Origin of the sequence: Paraburkholderia oxyphila NBRC 105797 (assembly GCF_000685075.1) — a bacterium.
Taxonomy (GTDB): Bacteria; Pseudomonadota; Gammaproteobacteria; order Burkholderiales; family Burkholderiaceae; genus Paraburkholderia; species Paraburkholderia oxyphila.
Window position 1 is genome coordinate 39,562 of sequence record NZ_BAYD01000060.1, and the last position, 20,673, is coordinate 60,234.

Here is a 20,673-nt window from a genome sequence, read left to right on the forward strand (position 1 = left end):
ACCATGTTTGCCTATATTTTCCGACGATTGTTGCTGATGGTGCCCACTTTGATCGGCGTCGTCACGCTCACGTTCGTCGTGACGCAGTTCGTGCCGGGCGGGCCGGTCGAGCAGATCATGGCGCAGCTGCGCCACGGCAACGCGCACGGCGGCGAGGGCGGCTCGGGCGGTGGCGGCTATCACGGCAGCCAGGGCGTGGACCCGCAGCAGATCGAGCAGATCAAGAAGCAGTTTGGCTTCGACAAGCCGCCGCTCACGCGCTACTTCGTCATGCTGAAGAACTACGCGAGCTTCGATCTGGGCGAGTCGTACTACCAGCATGACAGCGTCTGGAACGTGATCCGCTCGAGGCTGCCGGTCTCCATCACGCTCGGCTTGTGGACGGTGTTGCTCACCTACCTGATATCGGTGCCGCTCGGCATTGCGAAGGCGGTGCGCAACGGCTCGCGCTTCGACACGGTGACCAGCGTGCTCGTGCTCGCGGGCTACGCGGTGCCGGGCTTCGTGCTGGGCGTGCTGCTCCTGATGTTGTTCGGCGGCGGCACGTTCTGGCAGGTGTTCCCGATGCGTGGCCTCACGTCCGATAACTTCGCCGACCTGAGCCTCACGGGCAAGCTGTTCGACTACCTCTGGCACATCGTCTTGCCGGTGACGGCTTCCGTGGTGGGCAACTTCGCGATCGTCACGATCCTCACGAAGAACACGTTCCTCGAGGAAATCGGTCGCCAGTATGTGCTCACGGCGCGTGCGAAAGGCGCGCCCGAGCGCGACGTTCTGTGGAAGCACGTGCTGCGCAACGCCGCGATTCCGCTTGTCACGGGCCTGCCAGCCGCGTTCGTGGGCGCATTCCTGAACGGCAACCTGCTGATCGAAACGCTGTTTTCCCTGAACGGCATGGGGCAGCTCTCGTACGACTCGGTGATCCGCCGCGATTACCCCGTCGTGCTCGGCTCGCTGTTCCTGTTCACGCTGATCGGCCTCATCACCAAACTCATTGCTGACGTCTGCTATGTCCTCGTCGACCCCCGCATCCAGTTCCACCGCCTGGACCGCTGAGTCCGCAGCCGTTGCGCATGCGCCCCCGGTTTCGCCGTGGCGGCGCACATGGCTGCGCTTTCGCGCGCAGCCGCTCGGCTTCTGGAGTCTCGTCATCTTCGCCACGCTGTTCGCGATCAGCCTGTTTGGCGAGGTGCTCGCCAACGACCGGCCGCTCGTGGTGCGTTACGAAGGCCACTACTACTTCCCGATCGTGAAGGACTACCCGGAGACGATCTTCGGCGGCGACTTTCCCGCGAAGACCAACTATCTCGATCCGTATATCAGGCAGCGGCTCGAGTCGAACGGCAACTTCGCGGTCTATCCACCCAATCATTTCCATTACGACACGATCGATTACTTCGCGGCGCAGCCCTATCCCTCCGCGCCCTCGGCCAGCAACTGGCTCGGCACCGACCAGTTCGGCCGCGACGTGCTCTCGCGCCTGCTCTACGGCTTCCGGCTCTCGGTGCTGATGGCGCTCGCGCTCACGGTCTCGGGCGTCGCGCTGGGCGTGCTCACGGGCGCGGTGCAAGGTTTCTATGGAGGACGAACGGATTTGATCGGCCAGCGCATCATCGAAATCTGGAGCTCGATGCCGGACCTGTATCTGCTCATCATCTTCGCGTCGATTTTCGAGCCCACGCTATGGCTGCTCTTCATCCTGCTTTCGATGTTCGGCTGGCTCGTGCTCTCCGACTACGTGCGCGCCGAGTTCCTGCGCAACCGCTCGCTCGATTATGTGAAGGCCGCACGCACGATGGGCCTCTCGAACTGGCAGATCATGTGGCGCCACGTGCTGCCCAACAGCCTCACGCCGGTCATCACGTTCCTGCCGTTCCGCATGAGCGCGGCGATTCTCTCGCTCACGAGTCTCGACTTTCTCGGCCTGGGCGTGCCGCCGCCCACGCCGAGCCTGGGCGAATTGCTGCAGGAGGGCAAGAACAATCTCGAAGCGTGGTGGATTTCGCTTTCGGCTTTCGCGGCGCTCGTGATCACGCTGCTGCTGCTGACCTTCATGGGCGACGCGCTGCGTAACGCTCTCGACACGCGCCGCAAAGGCTCGGCATTCGGCGGAGGCAAGTGATGAATCGTCCTTTGCTGGAAATCGAGCGCTTTGGCGTACGCTTTGGCGAGAAGGTGGCCGTGCGCGAACTGAGCCTCTCGATCGCGCGCGGCGAGCGCGTGGCGCTCGTGGGGGAATCGGGCTCGGGCAAAAGCGTGACGGCGCTGTCGATCCTCGGCCTCGTCGATCATGCGGAGCTTTCCGGGCGCATGCTGTTCAATGGCGAGGATTTGCTGCAAAAGACCGAGCAGCAGATGCGCGGCATACGCGGCGCCGATATCGCCATGGTGTTCCAGGAGCCCATGACGGCGCTCAATCCGCTGTATACGGTGGGCAAGCAGATTGCGGAAAGCCTGCGCCTGCATGAGGGGCTGAGCGCGGGCGCGGCGCGCGAGCGCGGCATCGAGCTGTTGCGCCGCACCGGCATTCCCGAGCCCGAGCGCCGCATCGACAGCTTCCCGCACCAGCTTTCAGGCGGCCAGCGCCAGCGCGCGATGATCGCGATGGCGCTGGCGTGCCGCCCGCGTCTGCTGCTCGCCGATGAGCCCACCACGGCGCTCGACGTGACCGTGCGCCAGCAGATTGTCGACCTGCTGATCGAGTTGCAGGAGCAGGAGGCGGCCGAGCGCGGCATGGCCGTGCTGCTCATCACGCACGACCTGAACCTCGTGCGGCGCTTCGCGCAGCGCGTGGCGGTGATGGAGAAGGGCGTGCTCGTGGAAACGAATACGACCGAGGCGCTGTTCTCGAACCCGCAGCACCCTTATACGCAGCGCCTGCTCGACAGCGAGCCGCGCCGCGAGGTGGCGGCAATCGAAGCCGGCGCGCCCCCCATTCTCGAAGTGAAGGGTTTGGCGGTGGACTACCGGACGGCGGCCAGGGGCTGGCGCTCGGTCTTTGGCAGCGCAACGTTTCGGGCCGTGCACGAAGCGGATCTGAGCTTGCGCCGCGGCGAAACGCTCGGTATCGTCGGCGAATCGGGCTCGGGCAAGTCGACGCTCGCGGCCACGGTGCTCGGCCTGCAGGGGGCGGCGGCGGGCGAGATCCGCATCGACGGAATCCCGCTCTCGGAGCAGCGCACGGCGCGCGCGCGGCGCGAGCTGTATTCGCGCCTGCAGGTGGTGTTTCAGGACCCGTTCGGCTCGCTTTCGCCGCGCATGACGATCGAGCAGATCGTGGGCGAGGGGCTGGCCGTGCATCGCCCCGATATCGAAGGTCCGGCGCGGCGCACGCGCATCGCCTCGCTGCTCGAGGAAGTAGGGCTGCCGGCCGATTCGCTGCAGCGCTATCCGCACGAATTCTCGGGCGGCCAGCGCCAGCGCATTGCCATTGCGCGCGCGCTCGCGGTCGAGCCCGAGCTGATGGTGCTCGACGAGCCCACCAGCGCGCTCGACGTCTCGATCCAGAAGCAGGTGCTCGCGCTGCTCACGAACTTGCAAAAGAAGTACAAGCTGAGTTATTTGTTTATCACGCACGATCTGGCCGTGATGCGCGCGATGGCGCATCGGGTGATCGTGATGAAAGCGGGCCGCATCGTCGAGCAGGGGGACACGCTCGACGTGCTGCATGCGCCGTCGCATCCTTACACGCAGTCGCTGCTGGCTTCCTCCATGCTGCAGGAGCCGCCACAGCCGCCGGACCTCAAGGAGAAGTTCGCATGATCGATGAACGCTGGGCGCAGGCCGCGCGCACGCTGAAGAGCGGCGCCGACTTCTGGTCGCTGCGCATCGTGGACGAGCAGATCGAGAACCACGCCGTGCGCAACGACGTCGTGCAGCCGTTGCACGCCGTGCACGAGCGCGGCGCCATGGTGACCGCGTGGGCCGGCGCGGGTGCGGGCTACGCCGCCACGGCCGACCTGAGCGCAGCGGGGCTGCAGCGCGCGCTCGACATCGCCACGGCGCGGGCGCAGGCCAGCGCGAACTTCTCGCTGATCGACCATCGCGAGCTTGCGCGGCCCGCAGCGAGCGGCAGCTATGCCTCGCCGAACCTGGAAACGCCGCTGCCCACGCGCGGCGAATGGCTGGAGCGCCTCGCGCAGCAATGCGCGGCCGCGAACCTCGATGCGCGCATCGTCGAGCGCGTGGCGAGCATGCACGTCGCGCACGCGGACCAGCTCTACCTCACGTGCGATGGCGTGCGCATCGAGCAGCGCTTTCGCTACCTGATGCCGGGCCTGAGCGTGGCCGCGCACGCCAACGGCGACACGCAGGTGCGCACGCTCGCGGGCGACCATGGCGCGCTCGCCCAGGGCGGCCTCGAGATCCTCGCGCGCCACGGCTTCGATGGCGCGGGCGCGCGCGTGGCCGACGAGGCGCTGCAACTGCTCGCGGCGCCGAACTGCCCGTCGGGCAAGCGCGATCTGCTGCTGATGCCGGACCAGATGATGCTGCAGATCCATGAGTCGATCGGGCATCCGCTCGAACTGGACCGCATTCTCGGCGACGAGCGCAACTTTGCGGGCTGGAGCTTCGTGAAGGCCGAGATGTTCGGCAGCTACCAGTATGGCTCGGAGCTGCTGAACGTGACGTTCGATCCCGAATTGCGCGAAGAAGCGGCCACCTACGCATTCGACGACGACGGCAGCGCGGCGACCAAACAATACCTGATCCGCAACGGCCGGCTCGAACGGCCGCTCGGCGGGGCGCTCTCGCAGCAGCGCGCGGGGCTGCCCGGCGTGGCGAACTCGCGCGCGGCCAACTGGAATCGCCCGCCCATCGACCGCATGGCGAACCTGAATATCGAGCCCGGCTCGCAAACGCTCGATGCGATGATCGCCAACATCGAGAACGGCATCCTGATGACTTCGAATACCTCGTGGTCGATCGACGACCATCGCAACAAGTTCCAGTTCGGCTGCGAATACGGCCGGCTCATCGAGAACGGCAAGCTCACGCAGGTCGTGAAGCGCCCGAACTATCGCGGCATTTCGGCGAGCTTCTGGCGCAGCCTCGTTGCGGTAGGCGACGCGAGCACACGCGAGGTTTACGGCACGCCGTATTGCGGCAAGGGCGAGCCCGCGCAGGTGATCCGCGTGGGGCACGCGTCGCCCGCGTGCGTATTCAGCAACGTCGACGTGTTCGGAGGCGCCTGATGAGTGACAGACTTTTCTCGAGTGAGCGCGTGAGCGTGGACTGGCATACGCATTTCATGATGCTTGCGGGCGAGATCGACGCGCTGTTGGTCGAGGGCGAAACGGCGCTCACGTCGTTCGCGGGCGAGCAGTCGGACTTCATCCGCTTCAACGGCGGCAAGGTCCGGCAGACGGGCCAGGTCTCGCAGGGGCGGCTCACGCTGCGCCTGATCGATGGCGCGCGCCAGGCGTATTCGACGCTCGACATCTGCGGCAACGCCGGGCAGGACCTGCGCGAGGTGAGCGCAGCGCTGCAGACGCTGCGCGCGGGCCTGCGCGACGCGCCCGACGATCCGCACCTGCTGTACGACACCACGTCATGGCAGCGCACCACGCGCCGCGCGGGGCGCTTGCGCGATCCCCACGCGCTCGTGCACGTGGTGGCCGAATGCGCGCGCGGGCTCGATTTCGTGGGCTTCTACGCGGGCGGGTCGGTCTCGCGCGGCTTCGCGTCGAGCGGCGGCAGCCGCGGCTGGCACGAAGTCGAGAACTTCTGCTTCAGCTGGTCGCTCTACCATCCGGGCGGGCGCGCGATCAAGACGAGCTACGCGGGTGAGAACTGGGACGACGCGGTGTTCGCCCGCAAGGTGCAGGAGGCGGCGGCGCGCTTGCCGGTGCTCGCGCTCGCGCCGCGTGCGCTGGGTCCGGGCCAGTACCGCGCGTGGCTCGCGCCAGCGGCGCTCGAAGAGCTGCTGGGCGTGACCGCGTGGGGCGGCTTTTCGGCGCGCGCGCACGCGACTGCGCAGAGCCCGCTTCATCGGCTGCACGGCGGCGAGGTCGCGCTCGACGCGCGCGTCTCGATTGCGGAGGACCTGGAGCTCGGCATCGCGCCAGCCTTCAACGACGACGGCTATCTGCGCGCGAGCGTGCCGCTCGTGCGCGAGGGGTGCAGCGTCGCGCAACTGACGAACGCCCGTACGGCGCGCGAGTACGGCCTGACGCCCAACGGTGCGCTCGCGAACGAGGCGCCTGTGTCGCTTGCGATGGCGGGCGGCGATCTCGCGGAGGAGGACGTGCTCGCGGCGCTCGGCACCGGGCTCTATGTGGGCAACCTGTGGTATGTGAACTTCTCGGACCGCATGAGCTGCCGGCTGACCGGCATGACGCGTTTCGCCACGTTCTGGGTGGAAGAGGGCCGCATCGTCGCGCCGGTGGATGCCATGCGCTTCGACGACAGCCTGTACGGTCTGCTGGGCGAGCGGCTCGAACGCCTGGGCGCGCAGCCCGAGCTGCGCCTCTCCGACGACACATGGGGCCAGCGCGCGACGGGCGGCATGAAACTGCCGGGGGTGCTGGTGAAGTCGTTCGAATTGACGCTGTAGCCCGTTAGTCCACGCCCGGCGACTCGAAGAACAAGAAGGAAACAATCATGCAGTCGAGGTTACCCGAGGGGCTCGTTGTGCGCGCACTGCGCCCCGGCGATGCCCAAGCGTTCCATGCGCTGCAGCACGGCCCGTCCGTGCTGCGCGGCAATCCGCATGCACCGTATCGCTCGCTCGAACAGACGCGCGAGTGGATTGCCGGCGTGATGTCGCCCGCGCTCGCCATCGGTGCATGGGTGGGCGAGACGATGGTGGGCGAGGCCGAGCTCCATCCTCAGAAGCTGCGCCGCGCGCACGTGGGCCAGATCGGCATCTGCGTGCATGACGGCTGGCAGCGGCGCGGCATCGGTGCCCATCTGATGAGGCAGATTCTCGATTTCGCCGACAACTGGCTCGGCCTGCGCCGGCTCGAACTCCATGTCTTCACCGACAACGCCCCCGCGATCGCGCTCTATCGCCAGTGCGGTTTCGAAGTCGAGGCGCGCTTTCGCGGCACCGTGTTGCGCGAGGGCGTGCTCATCGACGCTTTCTTGATGGCGCGCCTGCGCGAGGCGCTGCCGTTCGCTCAGGAGTGCTGCCCATGCACGACATGACCTCATCGCCCGCGTCCACGTCTGCCGGCAGCATTCGCGTGCGCACCTCCGAGCCGTCCGATTTCGATGCGCTCGTCGACATGATGAACCAGCCAGGCGTGCGCCACGGCACGCTCCTGAGCGGCTGGCGCACGCCCGAATCCTTGCGTACATGGCACGAGAGCCGGCCGCCGGGCTGCATCACGATCTGCGCTGAAATCGATGGCCGCGTCGTCGGCCAATCGCATCTCGCAGTCGCGAAGCCGCGCCGCTCGCACTGCGCGTCGCTGGGCTTCGCCGTGCACGACGCGTACTGGCGGCGCGGGGTGGGCAGCGCGCTGATGGCGGCGATGGTCGAGTGCGCGGACCAATCGCTGGGCCTGCGCCGGCTCGAGCTCGAAGTGTTCGCCGACAACGCAGCGGCGATCGCGCTCTATCGCAAGTTCGGCTTCGTGGTGGAAGGGCGCTCGCGCGGCTCCGCCATGCGCGACGGCCTGCTCGCTGACACGCTCCACATGGCGCGCTACGCGGACGCCCCACCGTTTGCGTTTCCATCAACCTCGTAACCGCGGACCGACAAGCGCGTGCCCTTCTTCTTCATCGACAGGCCGGTCTTCGCGTGGGTCATCGCACTCGCCGTGATGGTCGCGGGCGTGCTCGCGATCCCCATGCTGCCGGTTGCGCAGTATCCGCGGCTCTCGCCGCCGCGCATCGTGATCTACACGCAGTATCCGGGCGCATCGCCGGAAGAAGTGGACGCGAATGTGGCGAGCGTGATCGAGGAGAGCCTCGACGGCATTGAAGGTCTGCAGTACTACGAAACGACCAGCGACGCGCTCGGCAACCTCGAAATCGACGTGACCTTTGCGCCGGACAGCAATCCCGACATCGCGCTCGTGGACGTGCAGAACCGGCTCAAGCAGGTGGAGGCACGACTGCCGCAGCCGGTCGTGCAGCAGGGCATCGACGTGGAGAAGGCCGCCAACACCTTCTTGATGCTCGTCGCGCTGACCTCCACCGACGGCTCGCGCGATTCGGCGCAACTGAGCGACTACCTGAACCGCTTCATCCTGCGCGACCTGAAGCGCGCGCCGGGCGTGGGCGCGGCCGAGCTCTGGGATTCCGACGAGGCCATGCGCGTCTGGCTCGATCCCGTGAAGCTGCGCGAATACGGTCTCACGGCCGCCGAGGTCAACCTGGCCATCTCCGCGCAGAACGCGCCGGTGACGGCGGGCACGCTCGGCAACGCGCCGTTCGTGAACGGGCAGCAGACCACCGAGTCGGTGAGCGTGAAGGGGCAGCTCGACACGCCCGAGCAATTCGGGCAGATCGTGCTGAAGGCGAAGACGGACGGCTCGCTCGTGCGGTTGAGCGACATCGCGCGCGTGGAGCTCGGCCGCGCCGATTATTCCTTCTACTCGCGGCTGAACGGCCGCCCCGCGGCGACGGTGGGCATCCAGCTGGGCCCGCGCGGCAACGCGCTCGAAACGTCGAACGCGATCCGCACACGGCTCGCGGCGCTCTCGAAGCACCTGCCGCCGGGCATGGCGATCGAGATCCCGTTCGATACCGCGTACTTCGTGCGCGTGGCGATCCACGAAGTGGTGATCACGCTCATCGAAGCCGTGGTGCTCGTGTTCGCCGTGATGTGGTTGTTCCTGCGAGACCTGCGTTCGACGCTCGTGCCCACCGTGGTGATTCCCGTCACGCTCATGGGCGCGTTTCTCGCGCTCTACGCGGGCGGAATGTCGATCAACGTGTTCACGATGTTCGGGCTCGTGCTCGCGATCGGCATCCTCGTGGACGATGCCATCGTCGTGGTCGAGAGCGTGCACCGCGTGATGCACGAACGCGGTCTCCCGCCGCGCGAGGCCACGCGCGCCGCGATGAAGCGCATCGGCGGCGCGATCGTCGGCGTGACGGCCGTGCTCACGGCCGTGTTCGTGCCGATGCTGTTCTTCAACGGCAACGTGGGCGGCATCTACCGGCAGTTCGCCGTGGCGATGATCGCGTCCATGCTCGTCTCGTCGTTCATGGCGCTCTCGCTGACGCCGGCACTATGCGCCAACTTGCTCAGGATGCCGAAGCCTGTGCACAGGCCCGAGCGCGGCCTTGCAGCGCAAGCGGCGCGGGCCTCGCGCGGCTATCGCGCACTCGTGGCCGCGCTGCTGCGGCGCGGCCCGCGCTTGCTGGCGATCTACGTGCTCCTGTGCGCGGTCGGGGCGCTGCTCTACTGGAAGCTGCCACAGGGCTTCCTGCCGAGCGAGGACGAGGGCCAGCTGCAGGTAATGATCCAGTTGCCCGCGGGCGCTACCCAGGCGCGCACGTTCGACGTGGTCAAGCGCGTGGAGGCGATCCTCGGCAAGCAGCAGGCGGTGGGCAACGTGACGAGCGTGGTGGGCTGGAGCTTCGCGGGCAGCGGCCAGAACGTGGCGATGGCGTTCGTCGAGCTCAAGCCATGGGGCGAGCGCGGCAAGGAGGAAAAAGACGCGCAGACGCTGCGCGACGCGCTCAACGAGCAGTTCGCGACGATCCTCGACGGCGACGTGCAGGCCACGCTGCCTTCGGCGGTGCCGGGGATCGGGCACGCCGAGGGTTTCACGTACCGGCTGGAGGATCGCGGCGGCGCGGGCATGGACGCGCTGAAAGCCGCGCGCGATCAGCTGATCGACGCCGCGGGCAAGAGCCGCGTGGTGGCACAGGTGCATTCGGAGGACCTGCCCGACGCGCCGCGCGTGGAGCTCGACGTCGACCGCAACAAGGCCTACGCGTACGGCGTCTCGTTCGACCGCATCGCGGACGTGCTGGGCAGCACGTTCGGCTCGAACTACGTCAACGACTTCCCGGCGGGCGGCCGCATGCGCCGCGTGATCGTCGCCGCCGACGCACCCACGCGCATGAGCGACAACCAGCTGCTCGAGCTGCCGGTGCAGAACTCGGCGGGCGGCACCGTGGCGATGTCGTCGATCGCCGCCACGCACTGGACGCTCGGCCCCGTGATGCTGAGCCGCTACAACGGCTATCCGTCGCTCGACGTGACGGGGCGCGCAGCGCCGGGCCATAGCTCGGGCGAAGCGATGGCGGAAATGGAGCGGCTCGCACTCGCGCTGCCCGAGGGTGTGTCCGGAGAATGGACCGACGCCGCGTTCGAGGAAGTGCAGGCCGCGCGCCAGACGCCGCTCCTGCTCGGCCTTTCGCTGCTCGCGGTGTTCATGGTGCTCGCGGCGCTCTACGAGAGCTGGATCACGCCGCTCTCGGTGCTGCTGGTCGTGCCGCTCGGCGCGGTGGGCGCGGTGAGCGCGATGCTCCTGCGCGGATTGCCCAACGACATCTATTTCAAGGTGGGGATGGTGACCGTGATCGGCCTCGCGGCGAAGAACGCCATCCTGATCGTGCAGGCCGCGAACGTGCGCCGTGCGCGCGGCGTGCCGCTCGGCGCGGCGGTGGTGGGCGCGAGTGGCGAGCGCCTGCGGCCTATCGTGATGACCTCGGCGGCGTTCCTGCTCGGTGTCCTGCCGCTCGTGATCTCACAGGGCGGCGGTGCGGAGAGCCGGCACTCGATCGGCACGGGTGTGTTCGGCGGCGTGATCGCGGCTACGCTGCTCGGGCTCGTGTTCACGCCCGTGCTCTATTACACGGTGGTATCGCGCACGCGTGTGAAGGGTGCGGGACGCGCGTTGCCGCGCCATCGCGAGCAAGACTTGCCGGAGGCGGTGGAAGACAGTGAAACGCAAGCGCCTTGAAACATGCTGGAAGCGCTGCCAGCGAAATTGTCCTTGAAGCTGCCGCACCGCAACGGTGGGCAGCACGGCTTCAGAAGATACGCGGCGTACCTACCCAGACGAGCACGGTTTCCTGATCCGACGTGTTGCTCCAGGCGTGCGGCACAGTCGATTCGTAGTGCGCACTGTCCCCCGCGCGAACCACGAACGACTGGCCTTCGAGCGTGAGCGTCACTTCACCCGAAAGCACGTGCAGGAATTCCTCGCCGGCGTGCGTGGTGACTTCGCTGTCGCGCTTGCCGGGCGGCATGCGCACGAGAATGGCCTCGAGCTGGCGGCCGCCGGTTGGGTTGGTGAGGCGCGCATAGAGGTTGGCCGAATCGGCAAAGCCAAAGAACTTGAGATCCTGGCCGCGGCATACGCAACCCGCTTCGGTGGGCGCATCGACGAAATAGCTGACGGGCACGCCGAGCGCCTTGGCGATGCTCACGAGCGAGGTGATGGAGGGGCTCGCAAGATCTCGCTCGACCTGCGAGAGAAACGGTTTGGAGAGCTGCGCCGCCGTGGCGATGTCATCCAGTGTGCGGCCTTGCCGCTGACGCAGTCCGCGAATCTTGCTGCCTACCGAGACGACGTTTTGTGATTCGACGGCTTTCGAAACCATGGCGGAACTGTGTTGTCTGATGAATGTGCTTTGATCCGGATCTCATGCCAGCCAAAGTACCGGCCCATGGAGCGATGCACTGGATATCCAATGGCGGCTGATCTCCGTGAATGCCTCAAATGGGTATCTCGCGGCTTGCAATGGAAGGCCATTGCGAAACGCCAGCTGTGCCAGAGGATTCAATTCTATTTGTCGCGTGTGGAACTGCGAACATGGGCCAGGTTCGGCGTCCATGAACGATAAGCTACAGGGCGCAGCATAACACTATTCAATGACTGGCTAATAATCACCATTTGTTTCAAGGGGGCAGCGCTCGGGTCGATGTGTGGCTCACCAGGCTGGGTGCTTGCGCTGAACGCCACGTCATCGCGCCGATTCCTGCCTCCTGGCACGTTCTTCCAAATTCGGCCATCCTGCGGTGCAATCAGGCCGCCATGTTTTCGCGTTTTAATTCGTATATCTAATTGGTATCCGCGTTAAATGCAATCCTCGAGCAGATAAATGAAAGTCGTATGCCACCAGGCAGCCCAGCTCGAATGGGTGTCCTTGATGGCGGCCGACGAGAGCACAGCAAGTTGCTGATTTACGGCTCACGCACGTTCAGGCTGGCTTGCGCGGTCTCGTCAGGATGCATGGAGCAGTAAGCGTCGAACAGGGTCGAGCATAGTTGTGCGAGTGCCGCGAGATTCACTGCCTGGTCCGCATGTTCGACTTCTCCGGCGTTGAGTATGTCGTCGAGGACCGGGGCGAGACGGCGCAGTCGCCGGAATGTCTCAGCATCGAGTTCCATTTCACTTCCCGTGTTCTAGTCATAGCGCGCTCTTGGGCCGGATGACTCCACGGCTGAGCGGCCACCCAATTCTTGATGTGCCTCGTCGGCACGATTCGTGTCATGGCGCTTGATTTCCGGATTTTGACGCGATGCACAATGAGCGTCAATGAAATTCAGACTTCACCGCAAAGCCATGGGCTCACAAGGGGCACTGGGCCTCATGATGTGGCCCGATAACGGCCGAAAGAGCAATTCCGCACGCGCTGCCTGGCTGGATTGTGCGGCGCACATAAATAATCGCTTTTCACGCGAGGACAAAGGGAATACCCTTACTGTGTTTCCCTATTGGAGGCTTGTCGTTGTGTCTACTCTTCTCGAGCGGGACGGACTCGTTGCGACTTGGCGTCGGATTCACCCCAACCCTGATTCCGGGTTGTGGGAATGCTGTGAACTGGATAGTCGCGGCGAAGCGGTGCCGCATCCGCAGCCCTCAGCAAGGCGCCAGATTGTCGTGACTGACGTCTACTGCCAGATCGCCGAGCAGATTGGTCACGTGGCGGCCATGTCGGTCGCCGTGGCGACGCCCTCATTCGGAATCCGCGTACCTGACGTTGTCTGGATGCCGCCGGAAAAGTGGGAAGGGTTTGACCGGGAAGCCCCAATTCCGTTTGTGCCTGACTTGTGTGTCGAGGTGCTTCTTGACCGCACGCTTGCGCATGACATCGGCCCGAGAGTCAGGGCTTACCTGGAGGGTGGCGCCCGAGAGGTTATTGTTGTTGGCCAGCGCGGAGAACTGCAATTCTTCGGAGCGAATGGACCGCTGAAATCCTCTGCGTTCGGCATAACGCTCTCACTCGAGCGAATGTACTTCGACGAGTTTGCCCCGGTTTCCCACTGAAACACGACACCAAATCGTGTCTGCCATCGTTGAGCCGGGGTGACCAGGTACCTCACAGGCCCGGCTTCGCCTTGACCATATTGTCCGCCCGTCGCATGCCGGGCAAGGCCTCAACGAAAAAATCTGCCTGCAATGCCGCGCCCGCCTGGACGTCGTATTGCGAGAAGTCCCGGACACCCGCCGCCATTAGCACCTCATCATCGAGAAAGAAATTTCCCGAGCACTTTCTCGACGGGCGCGTCAGGATATAGTGGGCCGCGTCGGCGACGATCTCCGGCTTGCGGCACGCTGCAATCATCTCCGCACCGCCAATCTCGTTTCGCACGGCAGCGGTCGCAATCGCCGTTCTTGGCCACAGCGAATTCACGGCGACGCCACGGTCCTTGAACTCACCCGCTAGCGCGAGGGTGAACAGGCTCATCGTGTACTTTGCGATCGTATAGGCCGGGAAGTCCTTGAACCACTTTGCGTCGGTGACCAGCGGTGGCGACAGCGTGAGGATGTGTGGATTCGTCGAATTGAGGAGGTGGGGCAGGCAGGCCTGGGCACAGACAAACGTGCCTCTCCCGTTCACCCCATGCATCAGGTCGTACCGCTTGACGGGCGTATCCAGCGTTCCCGTCAAGCGGATGGCGCTGGCATTGTTCACGAGTATGTCGATGCCGCCGAACACCTCAACGGTTTGGGCAACCGCAGCCTTGACGCGTTCTTCATCGCGAATGTCGACGATCAGCGCAAGCGCCTTTCCGCCTGCCGCTTCCACAGCGGCAGCCGCCGTATGGATCGTGCCCTCGAGCCGCGGGTCCGGGTCGGCGGTCTTGGCTGCAATCGCAATGTTCGCACCGTCGCGTGCCGCCCGGAGTGCAATGGCAAGTCCGATACCACGACTGCCTCCCGATATGAATAGTGTCTTGCCGGCGAGGTTCATGGTCGTCTCCTCAATGCTTGGCCTGGTATGTGGTTAAGTACGAAACGCGGCGTTGCTACGAGTCAAAACGGCAAGACCGAAGTGGAACGCCGTTGCTGCGATGGCGCGTTGAACGATGGTGGCGCGGCTTTCACGGCTTTTTGACTGGAATGACCTGTCCCGTGATGTCCTCGACCAGGCTTCGCTTGTACGCCTGGGCGACCACCGCGGCGGGGGTACCTGCCGAATAATCCTGCCCCATTGCGGCAAGCGTTTCTGAAACCCATCCCGGACTGACGACGTTGACGCGCGCCTTGCCGTGCAGTTCGAGCGCCGCGGAGCGGACAAACGCCTCGACCCCCGCATTGACGATGCCCACGACGGCACTGCCTGTGACCGGATGCTGGGAGAGAATGCCACTGGTTAGCGTCAGGGAGCCGCCTTGTGCGATGTGACCGACCGAGCACCGGACGAGATTGACTTGTCCCATCAGCTTGTTCGAGAGACTGAACGCAAAGTCTTCGTCGGTCAGCAATTCAAGCGGCGCAAATTTCGCTGAACCTGCGGCGCAAATCACGGCATCAACGGTTCCGAGCTGCCGGTACATTGAGACGATGGATGCCTTGTCTGCGAGGTCCACCGAGAGGTCCGGGCCGTTGCGGCTCGCACCAATGACTTCGTGTTCAGGTGAGAGCAGGCGAAGGATTTCCTTGCCGAGCAGTCCGGTCGCGCCAACTAGCAGAATGCGCATAGGTCCTCCTGATCCGGAAGCGTCAGGCCAGCGCGAAGCGACGCATCGCACGTGGCGTGAAGACGAACGAATATCGTACTACTGTAGCGAGGCAACGCTAACGCAGCACAGCAGATGCGCTGCACGTCGGGCTGCCATGCTGCAACGCCTAGCTCAGTTGAAAATCGCGCGGTGCTTCCGGCTCTTTCTCGTAGCGAAAGACATTCAGGTCGTCATACTGGATCGCGGGCTTCCGCCCGGATATCAGGTCTGCGAGAAGCTGCGCCGAGCCGCATGACATGGTCCAGCCGAGCGTGCCATGCCCCGTGTTGAGATAGAGGTTCGGCACGGCGGTGTGACCGACAATCGGCGTTCCGTCCGGCGTCATTGGACGCAACCCGGTCCAGAAGGTCGCCTTCGATGTGTCTCCGCCGCCAGGGAAGAGGTCGTTGACGCACATCTCGAGGGTCTCGCGACGCGCCTCGCGCAGACGCTTGTCAAAGCCAACGATCTCAGCCATGCCGCCGACGCGGATGCGCTTTTCGAAGCGTGTGATGGCGATCTTGTAGGTTTCGTCGAGAACAGTCGAGACCGGTGCGCGAGCTTCGTCGACGATAGGCGCCGTGATGGAATAGCCCTTGAGAGGATAGACGGGAATCTTGACGAGGCGAGACAGGAAGTTCGTGGAGTAGGACCCGAATGCGACAACGAACGCATCTGCGTGGATGAGCTTGGCACCATGGCGCACACCGGCGACTTTGCCGCCCTCGATTACTAGACCATCGACCAGCGTGTTGTAGCGGAAGGTCACGCCCGCCTGCTCGGCCAGCGCAGCAAGTCGCGTCGTAAACAGTTGACAGTCGCCCGTTTCATCGCCGGGCAAGCGCAGTCCGCCGGTCAACTTGTGCGAGGTGGCAGCCAGTGCCGGCTCCACGCTGGCGAGTTGGTCCCGGGACAACAACTCATATGGGACATGCGCCTCTTTCAGAACCGCGATGTCCTTGGCCGCGCCGTCAAACTGCTGTTGTGTGCGGAAAACTTGCAGTGTGCCGCCCGTGCGCCCCTCGTACTGAATTCCTGTTTCGGCTCGCAGCGCTTTCAGGCAGTCGCGGCTATATTCCGCGAGTCGAACCATGCGGTTCTTGTTGATGGCGTAACGCTCGGCAGTGCAGTTCTGCAACATCTGCCACATCCATTGAAGCTGGAACTGCTTGTCTTCGTCGTCCGGACGAATGGCAAGCGGTGCGTGCTTCTGGAACATCCACTTCACGGCTTTGAGCGGCACGCCCGGTGCAGCCCACGGCGCTGCGTAGCCTGGCGAAATCTGCCCAGCATTCGCGAAGCTCGTTTCGAGCGCGGGACCCTGTTCCCGGTCGACGACAACGACATCATGACCCGCACGCGCGAGATAGAACGCGCTTGTCACTCCAACCACGCCACTGCCCAGTACGAGGACTCGCATATCAGTCGACTCCGCCGCCAGAGATATTATTAATTACTCAAATAAGACCTGACAAACCGCGAGAATCGCAGTGCTTTGGTGAATCATATTCTCTTATTGGTAGTTCACGGTGGGTCAGCGACCTGGCCATCGCGTCGACTGCTTTCCCTTTATGCTGCGCAGAGGCCAACTGCCTGTGGCACGCGCAAAGCTCTCTTGCACATCCTTTGACGACTCCGTCGAGTCCATTGTCCGCGCAGAATCTGTTGCACCGCACCACCTTTTGGAGGATATTTAGGCTGCACGCACGTCGCGTCGCCAGCGTCGACCCAGCGGCCCGCTCGTCCGGGTCATCGTTTCCGTTCGGCTCCTCTCGGGGACGCCGGCGACGGAGGATTGCCATGGAACTCTGTAATGAGTGCAACAGCCTTGATGGACGCTCGTCGAGTTTCGCCAGCAATGACGAGATGATTCTGGTTGGAGTAGGGCAGTGCGAAGGTCGCGTTGCCCTCGAGCACTATCGATGCCGCAAGTGCGGTGCGCTCATGGTCCGGCAACTGTGCGGCGAGTCCTCAGAGCAGGTTTGGATGGCGCTCGTGTAACTGGCGTCGCCTTGCGGTGGGTCCGCCACTGAGCGCGTCGTGCTTATCGCGCGAAAGCGTAGACCTGTTCGACAAACAGGAGGACCGCGACGAGAATCATCGCTGCGCCGGAGAGCTGCCCGACCACGCGAGCCGCCTTGGGTCGAGTGCCCAGAACAATTTTCGATCCCAGACCGACGACGGAGTAGACCGAACCGACGTTGACCATGTGCACAAGCCCCAGCGCCACGATCTGGCCGGCAGCCGACCATCCGGCATTGGGCCTGACGAACTGAGGCAAAAGGGCGACGAAAAGCAGAATCGCCTTTGGGTTCAGGCCGCTGATGGCGAATCCCCGCATTGACCATCCCCACGGGCTCTTCTGTGTGTCATCGTGACCGGCAGTGATTTCGGGCGGACGCATCAGAGTCTTGATACCCAGCCAGAGCAGATATGCGCCACCGACGACCGTCAAGATGCTCAGCACTGCCGGAACGCGCGTGGCCAGTTTTCCAATCCCTGCCGCTACGACTACGGTGATTGCCAGGTACCCGAGCAACATGCCACCGACTGCGGGTGCAACCATGCGACCACGCAGGCCAGCCGAAATCGCGTAAGCCCAGTCTGCTCCTGGGACCATGACCAACGAGAACGAGACGACCCAAAACGCCGTCAACAAACTAGCTTCCACTGCACCCTTTCCGGTTATGCGGACACCCGCGCCCAAGGGGGTAAATATTACGGATTCGGACCCGGAAAGTGCTCCCCATTTCTTGCCCACTGGCATAGCCCAGCGCTAGAATTTCGTGAATGGACGCAATCGATCGCAAGATTCTTGCTGAGATACAGCAAGATGGACGACTTTCAATCACGGAGCTGAGTGAGCGGGTTGGCTTGAGCCTGTCGCCGTGCCAGCGACGACTGCGCGCGCTCGAACGTGCGCAGGTCATCAGCGGTTACCGTGCCACGATCGACCCGGCAACTGTCGGGCTGAATTTTTCCGCAATTGTCTTCGTCACGCTGAGTGGAAGCAGTAGCGAAAGCATCCGGTCGTTTGAGGACGCGCTCGTGGAGATTCCAGAAATCACGCTGGCCGAACGCCTCTTTGGCGAGCCCGACTACATGCTGCATGTCGTTACGCGGGACTTGAAGGCGTTTCAGGCACTGTACGACCGCCGGTTGACGGCGCTGCCTTCGGTATTGAAGTTGACGTCGACTCTCGTCATGAAAAGCATTTTTCACGACCGGCCACTTCCATTGTGATTGCGAGTGGCCGCTCGGGAAAACCCGGTTTCGTGTGACAAATAAATAGTCGGCTTCCAGGGACTGCTTGTTCAATGGCCGTGTTTCGGTATAATGGACCGAAGTTCGAGATATCGAACGGAGTTTCAGAAGTAGAGCATCCAGAGTCGGACTATCCGACGCCAACCTGCCCTCCCGGGCAAGGTGGACGCCTTGAGGCGATGCGGCCGATTCACGGCAACGAAACGGGAGCAGCATGGCTAGCACCGGTTCGATCAACATTCATCCGGAGCAACTATGCGCCAAGATACCTCAACCTGCACCCCCGCAGTCTGTCACGACTGGTCGCACATCCTTCCGGGTTTCACGTTGACGCATACGGTTCATCTCGTGTCGAGACTGGATCTGGGTATTGTCTCGACAGCAGCCGCCATGCTCGAAGGTGAAACAGCTGCCGTTGACCGTTGGGCCGTCACCCGATGCGGTGATGTTCTCGAGCAAAAAATCGTTTTTGGCGAGATGACGGAAAAGCAAGCGATTCGACTGCGCGAACAACTTGCCGCGCTCGACGGCGTGTTGCGCACAAGGATGGAGCATCATTTCATTCGCCCATCTAGGCATGCTCCACTCTGATGGCAATCCTTGAGCGGACAAGTCACGGAGCACTTTTATTTCGAGCAACAGACACTTGATCGCTTGAAATGAACGCTTGCCGTGGCGCTCGTGAGCGTCGTTCCTCGGTGGCAGCGCGAAAGTGCCTGACACGCTCCAAATAACGGTGCAGGCGCATCAGCTGGCGCCGAGGCGCTCCGGTTTGATGGTCGCGAGTCGGGTGCCCGCAAATGGGTCATTGCGCCAGTCAACGCTATTGCGCTTCACCGGCTCCTCCGCCGTGGTCGCGCCAATTGCAAAATGCTCGAGCGACTGTCCAGCGCTGGTCGCCTGAATCACCCACTGCGGGGCATCGCCTTTGCCGTCCCAAGTGTTGCCGATGGCGTCGCGGTATCGCGCCGCTCGCAACTGCTCCTGGTCTGCTGCAATGGACGCGGCGATATCGTCGGGTTCAATTCCAAATTCGGCCATCCGGCGCCGCAGGTAGGCCACTATGCTTTCGCGTTTTCGTTCGTCCATTTCGTGATGTTCCGCTCCGAATGCAACTCTTGAGCAGATTACTGCAAGTCGCATGCCGCCAGGATAGCACAGCTCCAATGGGCGTCCTTGATAGCGGCCCGCAAATGCCCAGCCGGTCAGCCCGTGGCTAGCTGATGCGCACGGTCTGCCTGATGTTGTGCGGCACGTTCCTCGGCCTGCTTTTTCGCAACGTGACGCCCGACAATACAGCCTCCAACCGCACCCACGACGGCGTGGTGACCCGCGTAGTGGCCGGCCACGCCGCCCACTACTGCGCCTTTGAGGCATCCGGCTGCATTGGCTGAGCCGGCTGCGGCCAGGCCCACAGCGGTGGCCGCGACGAGCATCGTGATTCGATGATTAACTTTCATGACGGGATTCCGTTTGATATTGGGTTATCGGCATGGGTTCAATAGTCCCGGTGGTCATGGTCGTGCCATTCCCGCTCATGCCACTGGCGCTCGCGCCATTCGTGCTCGCGCCATTCACGTGCGCGCCAGTCATCGTCGCCACGCGAGGCCATCATGACCGGAGCGGGGACATACGCTGGAAGCGGCGGAGCAACGTAAGCCGGTTGAACTGGGGCGTAGGCTACGCCGGGCACGTCAACGCCGACGGCTACATCAACGTGCGCGCTTGCCGCCGTCGAGGCCGCCAATGCAACTGCACCCAGTACCACGCCGAGAATTGTCCTGTTCATTTCCTTTACTCCTCCGCACGTTGTGTGCGTTCCTGGTGAGCACGGATCGGAGTGTATGCGGCGTGATTGGACACAGGTGCAACGGCGTTGCGAGATTGGTAACAGCGAGTTATTCAGGACCTCGCCGGCCGATCGGAGAACCTGGGGGGCGCTGTTCTTTTGGTGTCGAGCGGCGCGGTGATTTAGATGGGAATGGAAAGTAATTGAATGTTTTCTTTTCCAACGGGGTTGGCGCTATGTACGAAGAATTTGAGGTCCTCGAGAATGAATCCTCCCTCGGAATCCAGATCCGTCTCGATCAGCTTCTTGATGAGGACCATTGCCGTATCGTCAGCCCCGAGGTCATGATCAAACGAAATCTCATAGGGGCACCCGCGCGATTCCAGCAATGAGACCGCTTCGCTCGACGTGCGAGCGACCACCCATGTCGACGACACCGGGTGCTGATAATCGGCCGCGCCAGGTGCAAGCCTGATGCTCAATCCGTCCGGCTCTGGCGGACAGGCTGTCGTCGATCTTAGTCACGGGCCGCTCCCGTCGAAGGATGGCAGCACCTCGAGGGGCGCGCTGCACAAGCTGTGCGGGTCGATGAGTAGTGCCGGCAGCGGTTGTCATGGCTGCGCGGTGCCAGTCCGGCTCGGGTATGTCGTGTCGGGTCGCCATGATTCGGACGGGGTCCGCGGGCAGGTCAACGAGCGCGAAATATGGCCCGAAAAATTTTTTCGAAAATGCGCTTGACGGCTTTGCGAATGACCCG

The 20,673-nt window shown here is 63.7% G+C and carries 21 protein-coding genes and 1 riboswitch; of the genes, 11 read left to right on the forward strand and 10 right to left on the reverse strand.

Annotation, left to right across the window (positions count from 1 at the left end; genetic code table 11):
• The first annotated feature begins 3 nt into the window (after positions 1-3).
• The 8 genes from BO1_RS30515 to BO1_RS30550 are packed head-to-tail and all read left to right on the forward strand — an operon-like array spanning position 4 to position 10,871.
• The gene (locus BO1_RS30515) at positions 4-1,056 is read left to right on the forward strand and encodes a microcin C ABC transporter permease YejB (RefSeq protein WP_028220790.1); all 1,053 of its coding nucleotides are present in this window, start codon (positions 4-6) and stop codon (positions 1,054-1,056) included.
• Complete coding sequence (locus tag BO1_RS30520; RefSeq protein WP_028220791.1) at positions 1,010-2,122, forward strand: ABC transporter permease; 1,113 nt, start codon at positions 1,010-1,012, stop codon at positions 2,120-2,122. Before BO1_RS30515 ends, BO1_RS30520 begins: the two co-directional genes overlap by 47 nt.
• A complete protein-coding gene (locus tag BO1_RS30525; RefSeq protein WP_028220792.1) occupies positions 2,122-3,762 on the forward strand; it encodes an ABC transporter ATP-binding protein in 1,641 nt (546 codons plus the stop codon). The genes BO1_RS30520 and BO1_RS30525 overlap by 1 nt, the downstream gene beginning before the upstream one ends.
• On the forward strand, positions 3,759-5,195 hold the full coding sequence (locus tag BO1_RS30530) for a TldD/PmbA family protein (protein WP_028220793.1): 1,437 nt from the start codon (positions 3,759-3,761) through the stop codon (positions 5,193-5,195). Before BO1_RS30525 ends, BO1_RS30530 begins: the two co-directional genes overlap by 4 nt.
• Positions 5,195-6,556 carry a TldD/PmbA family protein gene (locus tag BO1_RS30535; protein WP_043287254.1) on the forward strand — a complete coding sequence of 454 codons (1,362 nt, stop codon included), beginning with the start codon at positions 5,195-5,197 and terminating at the stop codon, positions 6,554-6,556. The genes BO1_RS30530 and BO1_RS30535 overlap by 1 nt, the downstream gene beginning before the upstream one ends.
• Before the next feature lie 47 nt (positions 6,557-6,603).
• On the forward strand, positions 6,604-7,149 hold the full coding sequence (locus BO1_RS30540) for a GNAT family N-acetyltransferase (RefSeq protein ID WP_043287255.1): 546 nt from the start codon (positions 6,604-6,606) through the stop codon (positions 7,147-7,149).
• Positions 7,137-7,694 carry a GNAT family N-acetyltransferase gene (locus tag BO1_RS30545; RefSeq protein WP_052409666.1) on the forward strand — a complete coding sequence of 186 codons (558 nt, stop codon included), beginning with the start codon at positions 7,137-7,139 and terminating at the stop codon, positions 7,692-7,694. Before BO1_RS30540 ends, BO1_RS30545 begins: the two co-directional genes overlap by 13 nt.
• 18 nt (positions 7,695-7,712) lie before the next feature.
• Positions 7,713-10,871, forward strand: coding sequence for a multidrug efflux RND transporter permease subunit (locus BO1_RS30550; protein WP_028220797.1), 3,159 nt, complete (start codon positions 7,713-7,715; stop codon positions 10,869-10,871).
• Positions 10,872-10,941: 70 nt separating this feature from the next.
• Here BO1_RS30550 and BO1_RS30555 read toward each other — a convergent pair whose 3' ends face one another.
• Both BO1_RS30555 and BO1_RS30560 read right to left on the reverse strand, forming a co-directional pair.
• Positions 10,942-11,514, reverse strand: a complete 573-nt coding sequence (locus BO1_RS30555; RefSeq protein WP_028220798.1) for a cupin domain-containing protein — start codon at positions 11,512-11,514, stop codon at positions 10,942-10,944.
• A 583-nt stretch (positions 11,515-12,097) separates the two neighbouring features.
• Entirely contained in the window at positions 12,098-12,304 is a 207-nt protein-coding gene (locus tag BO1_RS30560) for a hypothetical protein (protein ID WP_028220799.1), read from the reverse strand.
• 148 nt (positions 12,305-12,452) lie between these two features.
• Here BO1_RS30560 and BO1_RS30565 point away from each other — a divergent pair, with 148 nt between their 5' ends.
• Positions 12,453-13,184, forward strand: a complete 732-nt coding sequence (locus BO1_RS30565) for a Uma2 family endonuclease (RefSeq protein ID WP_245643944.1) — start codon at positions 12,453-12,455, stop codon at positions 13,182-13,184.
• A 52-nt stretch (positions 13,185-13,236) separates the two neighbouring features.
• On the opposite strand, the gene BO1_RS30570 is transcribed toward BO1_RS30565, so the two are convergent.
• The 4 genes from BO1_RS30570 to BO1_RS30590 form a co-directional block, all read right to left on the reverse strand.
• Positions 13,237-14,112 (reverse strand): SDR family oxidoreductase, encoded by an 876-nt coding sequence (locus BO1_RS30570; RefSeq protein WP_028220801.1) that lies wholly within the window; start codon positions 14,110-14,112, stop codon positions 13,237-13,239.
• Positions 14,113-14,242: 130 nt separating this feature from the next.
• A complete protein-coding gene (locus BO1_RS30575) occupies positions 14,243-14,842 on the reverse strand; it encodes a short chain dehydrogenase (protein WP_028220802.1) in 600 nt (199 codons plus the stop codon).
• 148 nt (positions 14,843-14,990) lie between these two features.
• Positions 14,991-16,283 carry a D-amino acid dehydrogenase gene (locus tag BO1_RS30580; RefSeq protein WP_028220803.1) on the reverse strand — a complete coding sequence of 431 codons (1,293 nt, stop codon included), beginning with the start codon at positions 16,281-16,283 and terminating at the stop codon, positions 14,991-14,993.
• Between the two features lie 624 nt (positions 16,284-16,907).
• The gene (locus BO1_RS30590; RefSeq protein WP_167338410.1) at positions 16,908-17,534 is read right to left on the reverse strand and encodes a LysE family translocator; all 627 of its coding nucleotides are present in this window, start codon (positions 17,532-17,534) and stop codon (positions 16,908-16,910) included.
• A gap of 119 nt (positions 17,535-17,653) precedes the next feature.
• Between BO1_RS30590 and BO1_RS30595 the strand changes: the two genes are divergently transcribed.
• Positions 17,654-18,106 (forward strand): Lrp/AsnC family transcriptional regulator, encoded by a 453-nt coding sequence (locus tag BO1_RS30595; RefSeq protein ID WP_028220806.1) that lies wholly within the window; start codon positions 17,654-17,656, stop codon positions 18,104-18,106.
• Positions 18,107-18,237: 131 nt separating this feature from the next.
• A riboswitch (SAM-I-IV-variant riboswitch) is annotated at positions 18,238-18,340 on the forward strand.
• A gap of 42 nt (positions 18,341-18,382) precedes the next feature.
• Positions 18,383-18,718 carry a hypothetical protein gene (locus tag BO1_RS59580; protein ID WP_156992478.1) on the forward strand — a complete coding sequence of 112 codons (336 nt, stop codon included), beginning with the start codon at positions 18,383-18,385 and terminating at the stop codon, positions 18,716-18,718.
• 156 nt (positions 18,719-18,874) lie between these two features.
• Here the strand turns inward: BO1_RS59580 and BO1_RS30605 are convergent, their stop codons facing one another.
• The 4 genes from BO1_RS30605 to BO1_RS30620 all read right to left on the reverse strand — a co-directional run bounded on the left by BO1_RS30605 (position 18,875) and on the right by BO1_RS30620 (position 20,398).
• A complete protein-coding gene (locus tag BO1_RS30605; protein WP_028220808.1) occupies positions 18,875-19,216 on the reverse strand; it encodes an H-NS histone family protein in 342 nt (113 codons plus the stop codon).
• Positions 19,217-19,332: 116 nt separating this feature from the next.
• The gene (locus tag BO1_RS58110; RefSeq protein ID WP_084688281.1) at positions 19,333-19,587 is read right to left on the reverse strand and encodes a hypothetical protein; all 255 of its coding nucleotides are present in this window, start codon (positions 19,585-19,587) and stop codon (positions 19,333-19,335) included.
• 38 nt (positions 19,588-19,625) lie between these two features.
• Complete coding sequence (locus BO1_RS30615) at positions 19,626-19,916, reverse strand: hypothetical protein (protein WP_028220809.1); 291 nt, start codon at positions 19,914-19,916, stop codon at positions 19,626-19,628.
• A 182-nt stretch (positions 19,917-20,098) separates the two neighbouring features.
• The gene (locus tag BO1_RS30620; RefSeq protein WP_028220810.1) at positions 20,099-20,398 is read right to left on the reverse strand and encodes a cyclic-phosphate processing receiver domain-containing protein; all 300 of its coding nucleotides are present in this window, start codon (positions 20,396-20,398) and stop codon (positions 20,099-20,101) included.
• Positions 20,399-20,673 lie beyond the last annotated feature (275 nt).

Coding starts and splice junctions, on each gene's coding strand:
- BO1_RS30540 (WP_043287255.1), top strand. CDS start 6,604: ATGCAGTCGAGGTTACCCGAGGGGCTCGTTGTGCGCGCACTGCGCCCC.
- BO1_RS30575 (WP_028220802.1), bottom strand. CDS start 14,842: ATGCGCATTCTGCTAGTTGGCGCGACCGGACTGCTCGGCAAGGAAATC.
- BO1_RS30570 (WP_028220801.1), bottom strand. CDS start 14,112: ATGAACCTCGCCGGCAAGACACTATTCATATCGGGAGGCAGTCGTGGT.
- BO1_RS30555 (WP_028220798.1), bottom strand. CDS start 11,514: ATGGTTTCGAAAGCCGTCGAATCACAAAACGTCGTCTCGGTAGGCAGC.
- BO1_RS30615 (WP_028220809.1), bottom strand. CDS start 19,916: ATGAACAGGACAATTCTCGGCGTGGTACTGGGTGCAGTTGCATTGGCG.
- BO1_RS30520 (WP_028220791.1), top strand. CDS start 1,010: ATGTCCTCGTCGACCCCCGCATCCAGTTCCACCGCCTGGACCGCTGAG.
- BO1_RS30525 (WP_028220792.1), top strand. CDS start 2,122: ATGAATCGTCCTTTGCTGGAAATCGAGCGCTTTGGCGTACGCTTTGGC.
- BO1_RS58110 (WP_084688281.1), bottom strand. CDS start 19,587: ATGAAAGTTAATCATCGAATCACGATGCTCGTCGCGGCCACCGCTGTG.
- BO1_RS30605 (WP_028220808.1), bottom strand. CDS start 19,216: ATGGACGAACGAAAACGCGAAAGCATAGTGGCCTACCTGCGGCGCCGG.
- BO1_RS30515 (WP_028220790.1), top strand. CDS start 4: ATGTTTGCCTATATTTTCCGACGATTGTTGCTGATGGTGCCCACTTTG.
- BO1_RS30545 (WP_052409666.1), top strand. CDS start 7,137: ATGCACGACATGACCTCATCGCCCGCGTCCACGTCTGCCGGCAGCATT.
- BO1_RS59580 (WP_156992478.1), top strand. CDS start 18,383: ATGCGCCAAGATACCTCAACCTGCACCCCCGCAGTCTGTCACGACTGG.
- BO1_RS30530 (WP_028220793.1), top strand. CDS start 3,759: ATGATCGATGAACGCTGGGCGCAGGCCGCGCGCACGCTGAAGAGCGGC.
- BO1_RS30565 (WP_245643944.1), top strand. CDS start 12,453: ATGAAATTCAGACTTCACCGCAAAGCCATGGGCTCACAAGGGGCACTG.
- BO1_RS30560 (WP_028220799.1), bottom strand. CDS start 12,304: ATGGAACTCGATGCTGAGACATTCCGGCGACTGCGCCGTCTCGCCCCG.
- BO1_RS30595 (WP_028220806.1), top strand. CDS start 17,654: ATGGACGCAATCGATCGCAAGATTCTTGCTGAGATACAGCAAGATGGA.
- BO1_RS30580 (WP_028220803.1), bottom strand. CDS start 16,283: ATGCGAGTCCTCGTACTGGGCAGTGGCGTGGTTGGAGTGACAAGCGCG.
- BO1_RS30535 (WP_043287254.1), top strand. CDS start 5,195: ATGAGTGACAGACTTTTCTCGAGTGAGCGCGTGAGCGTGGACTGGCAT.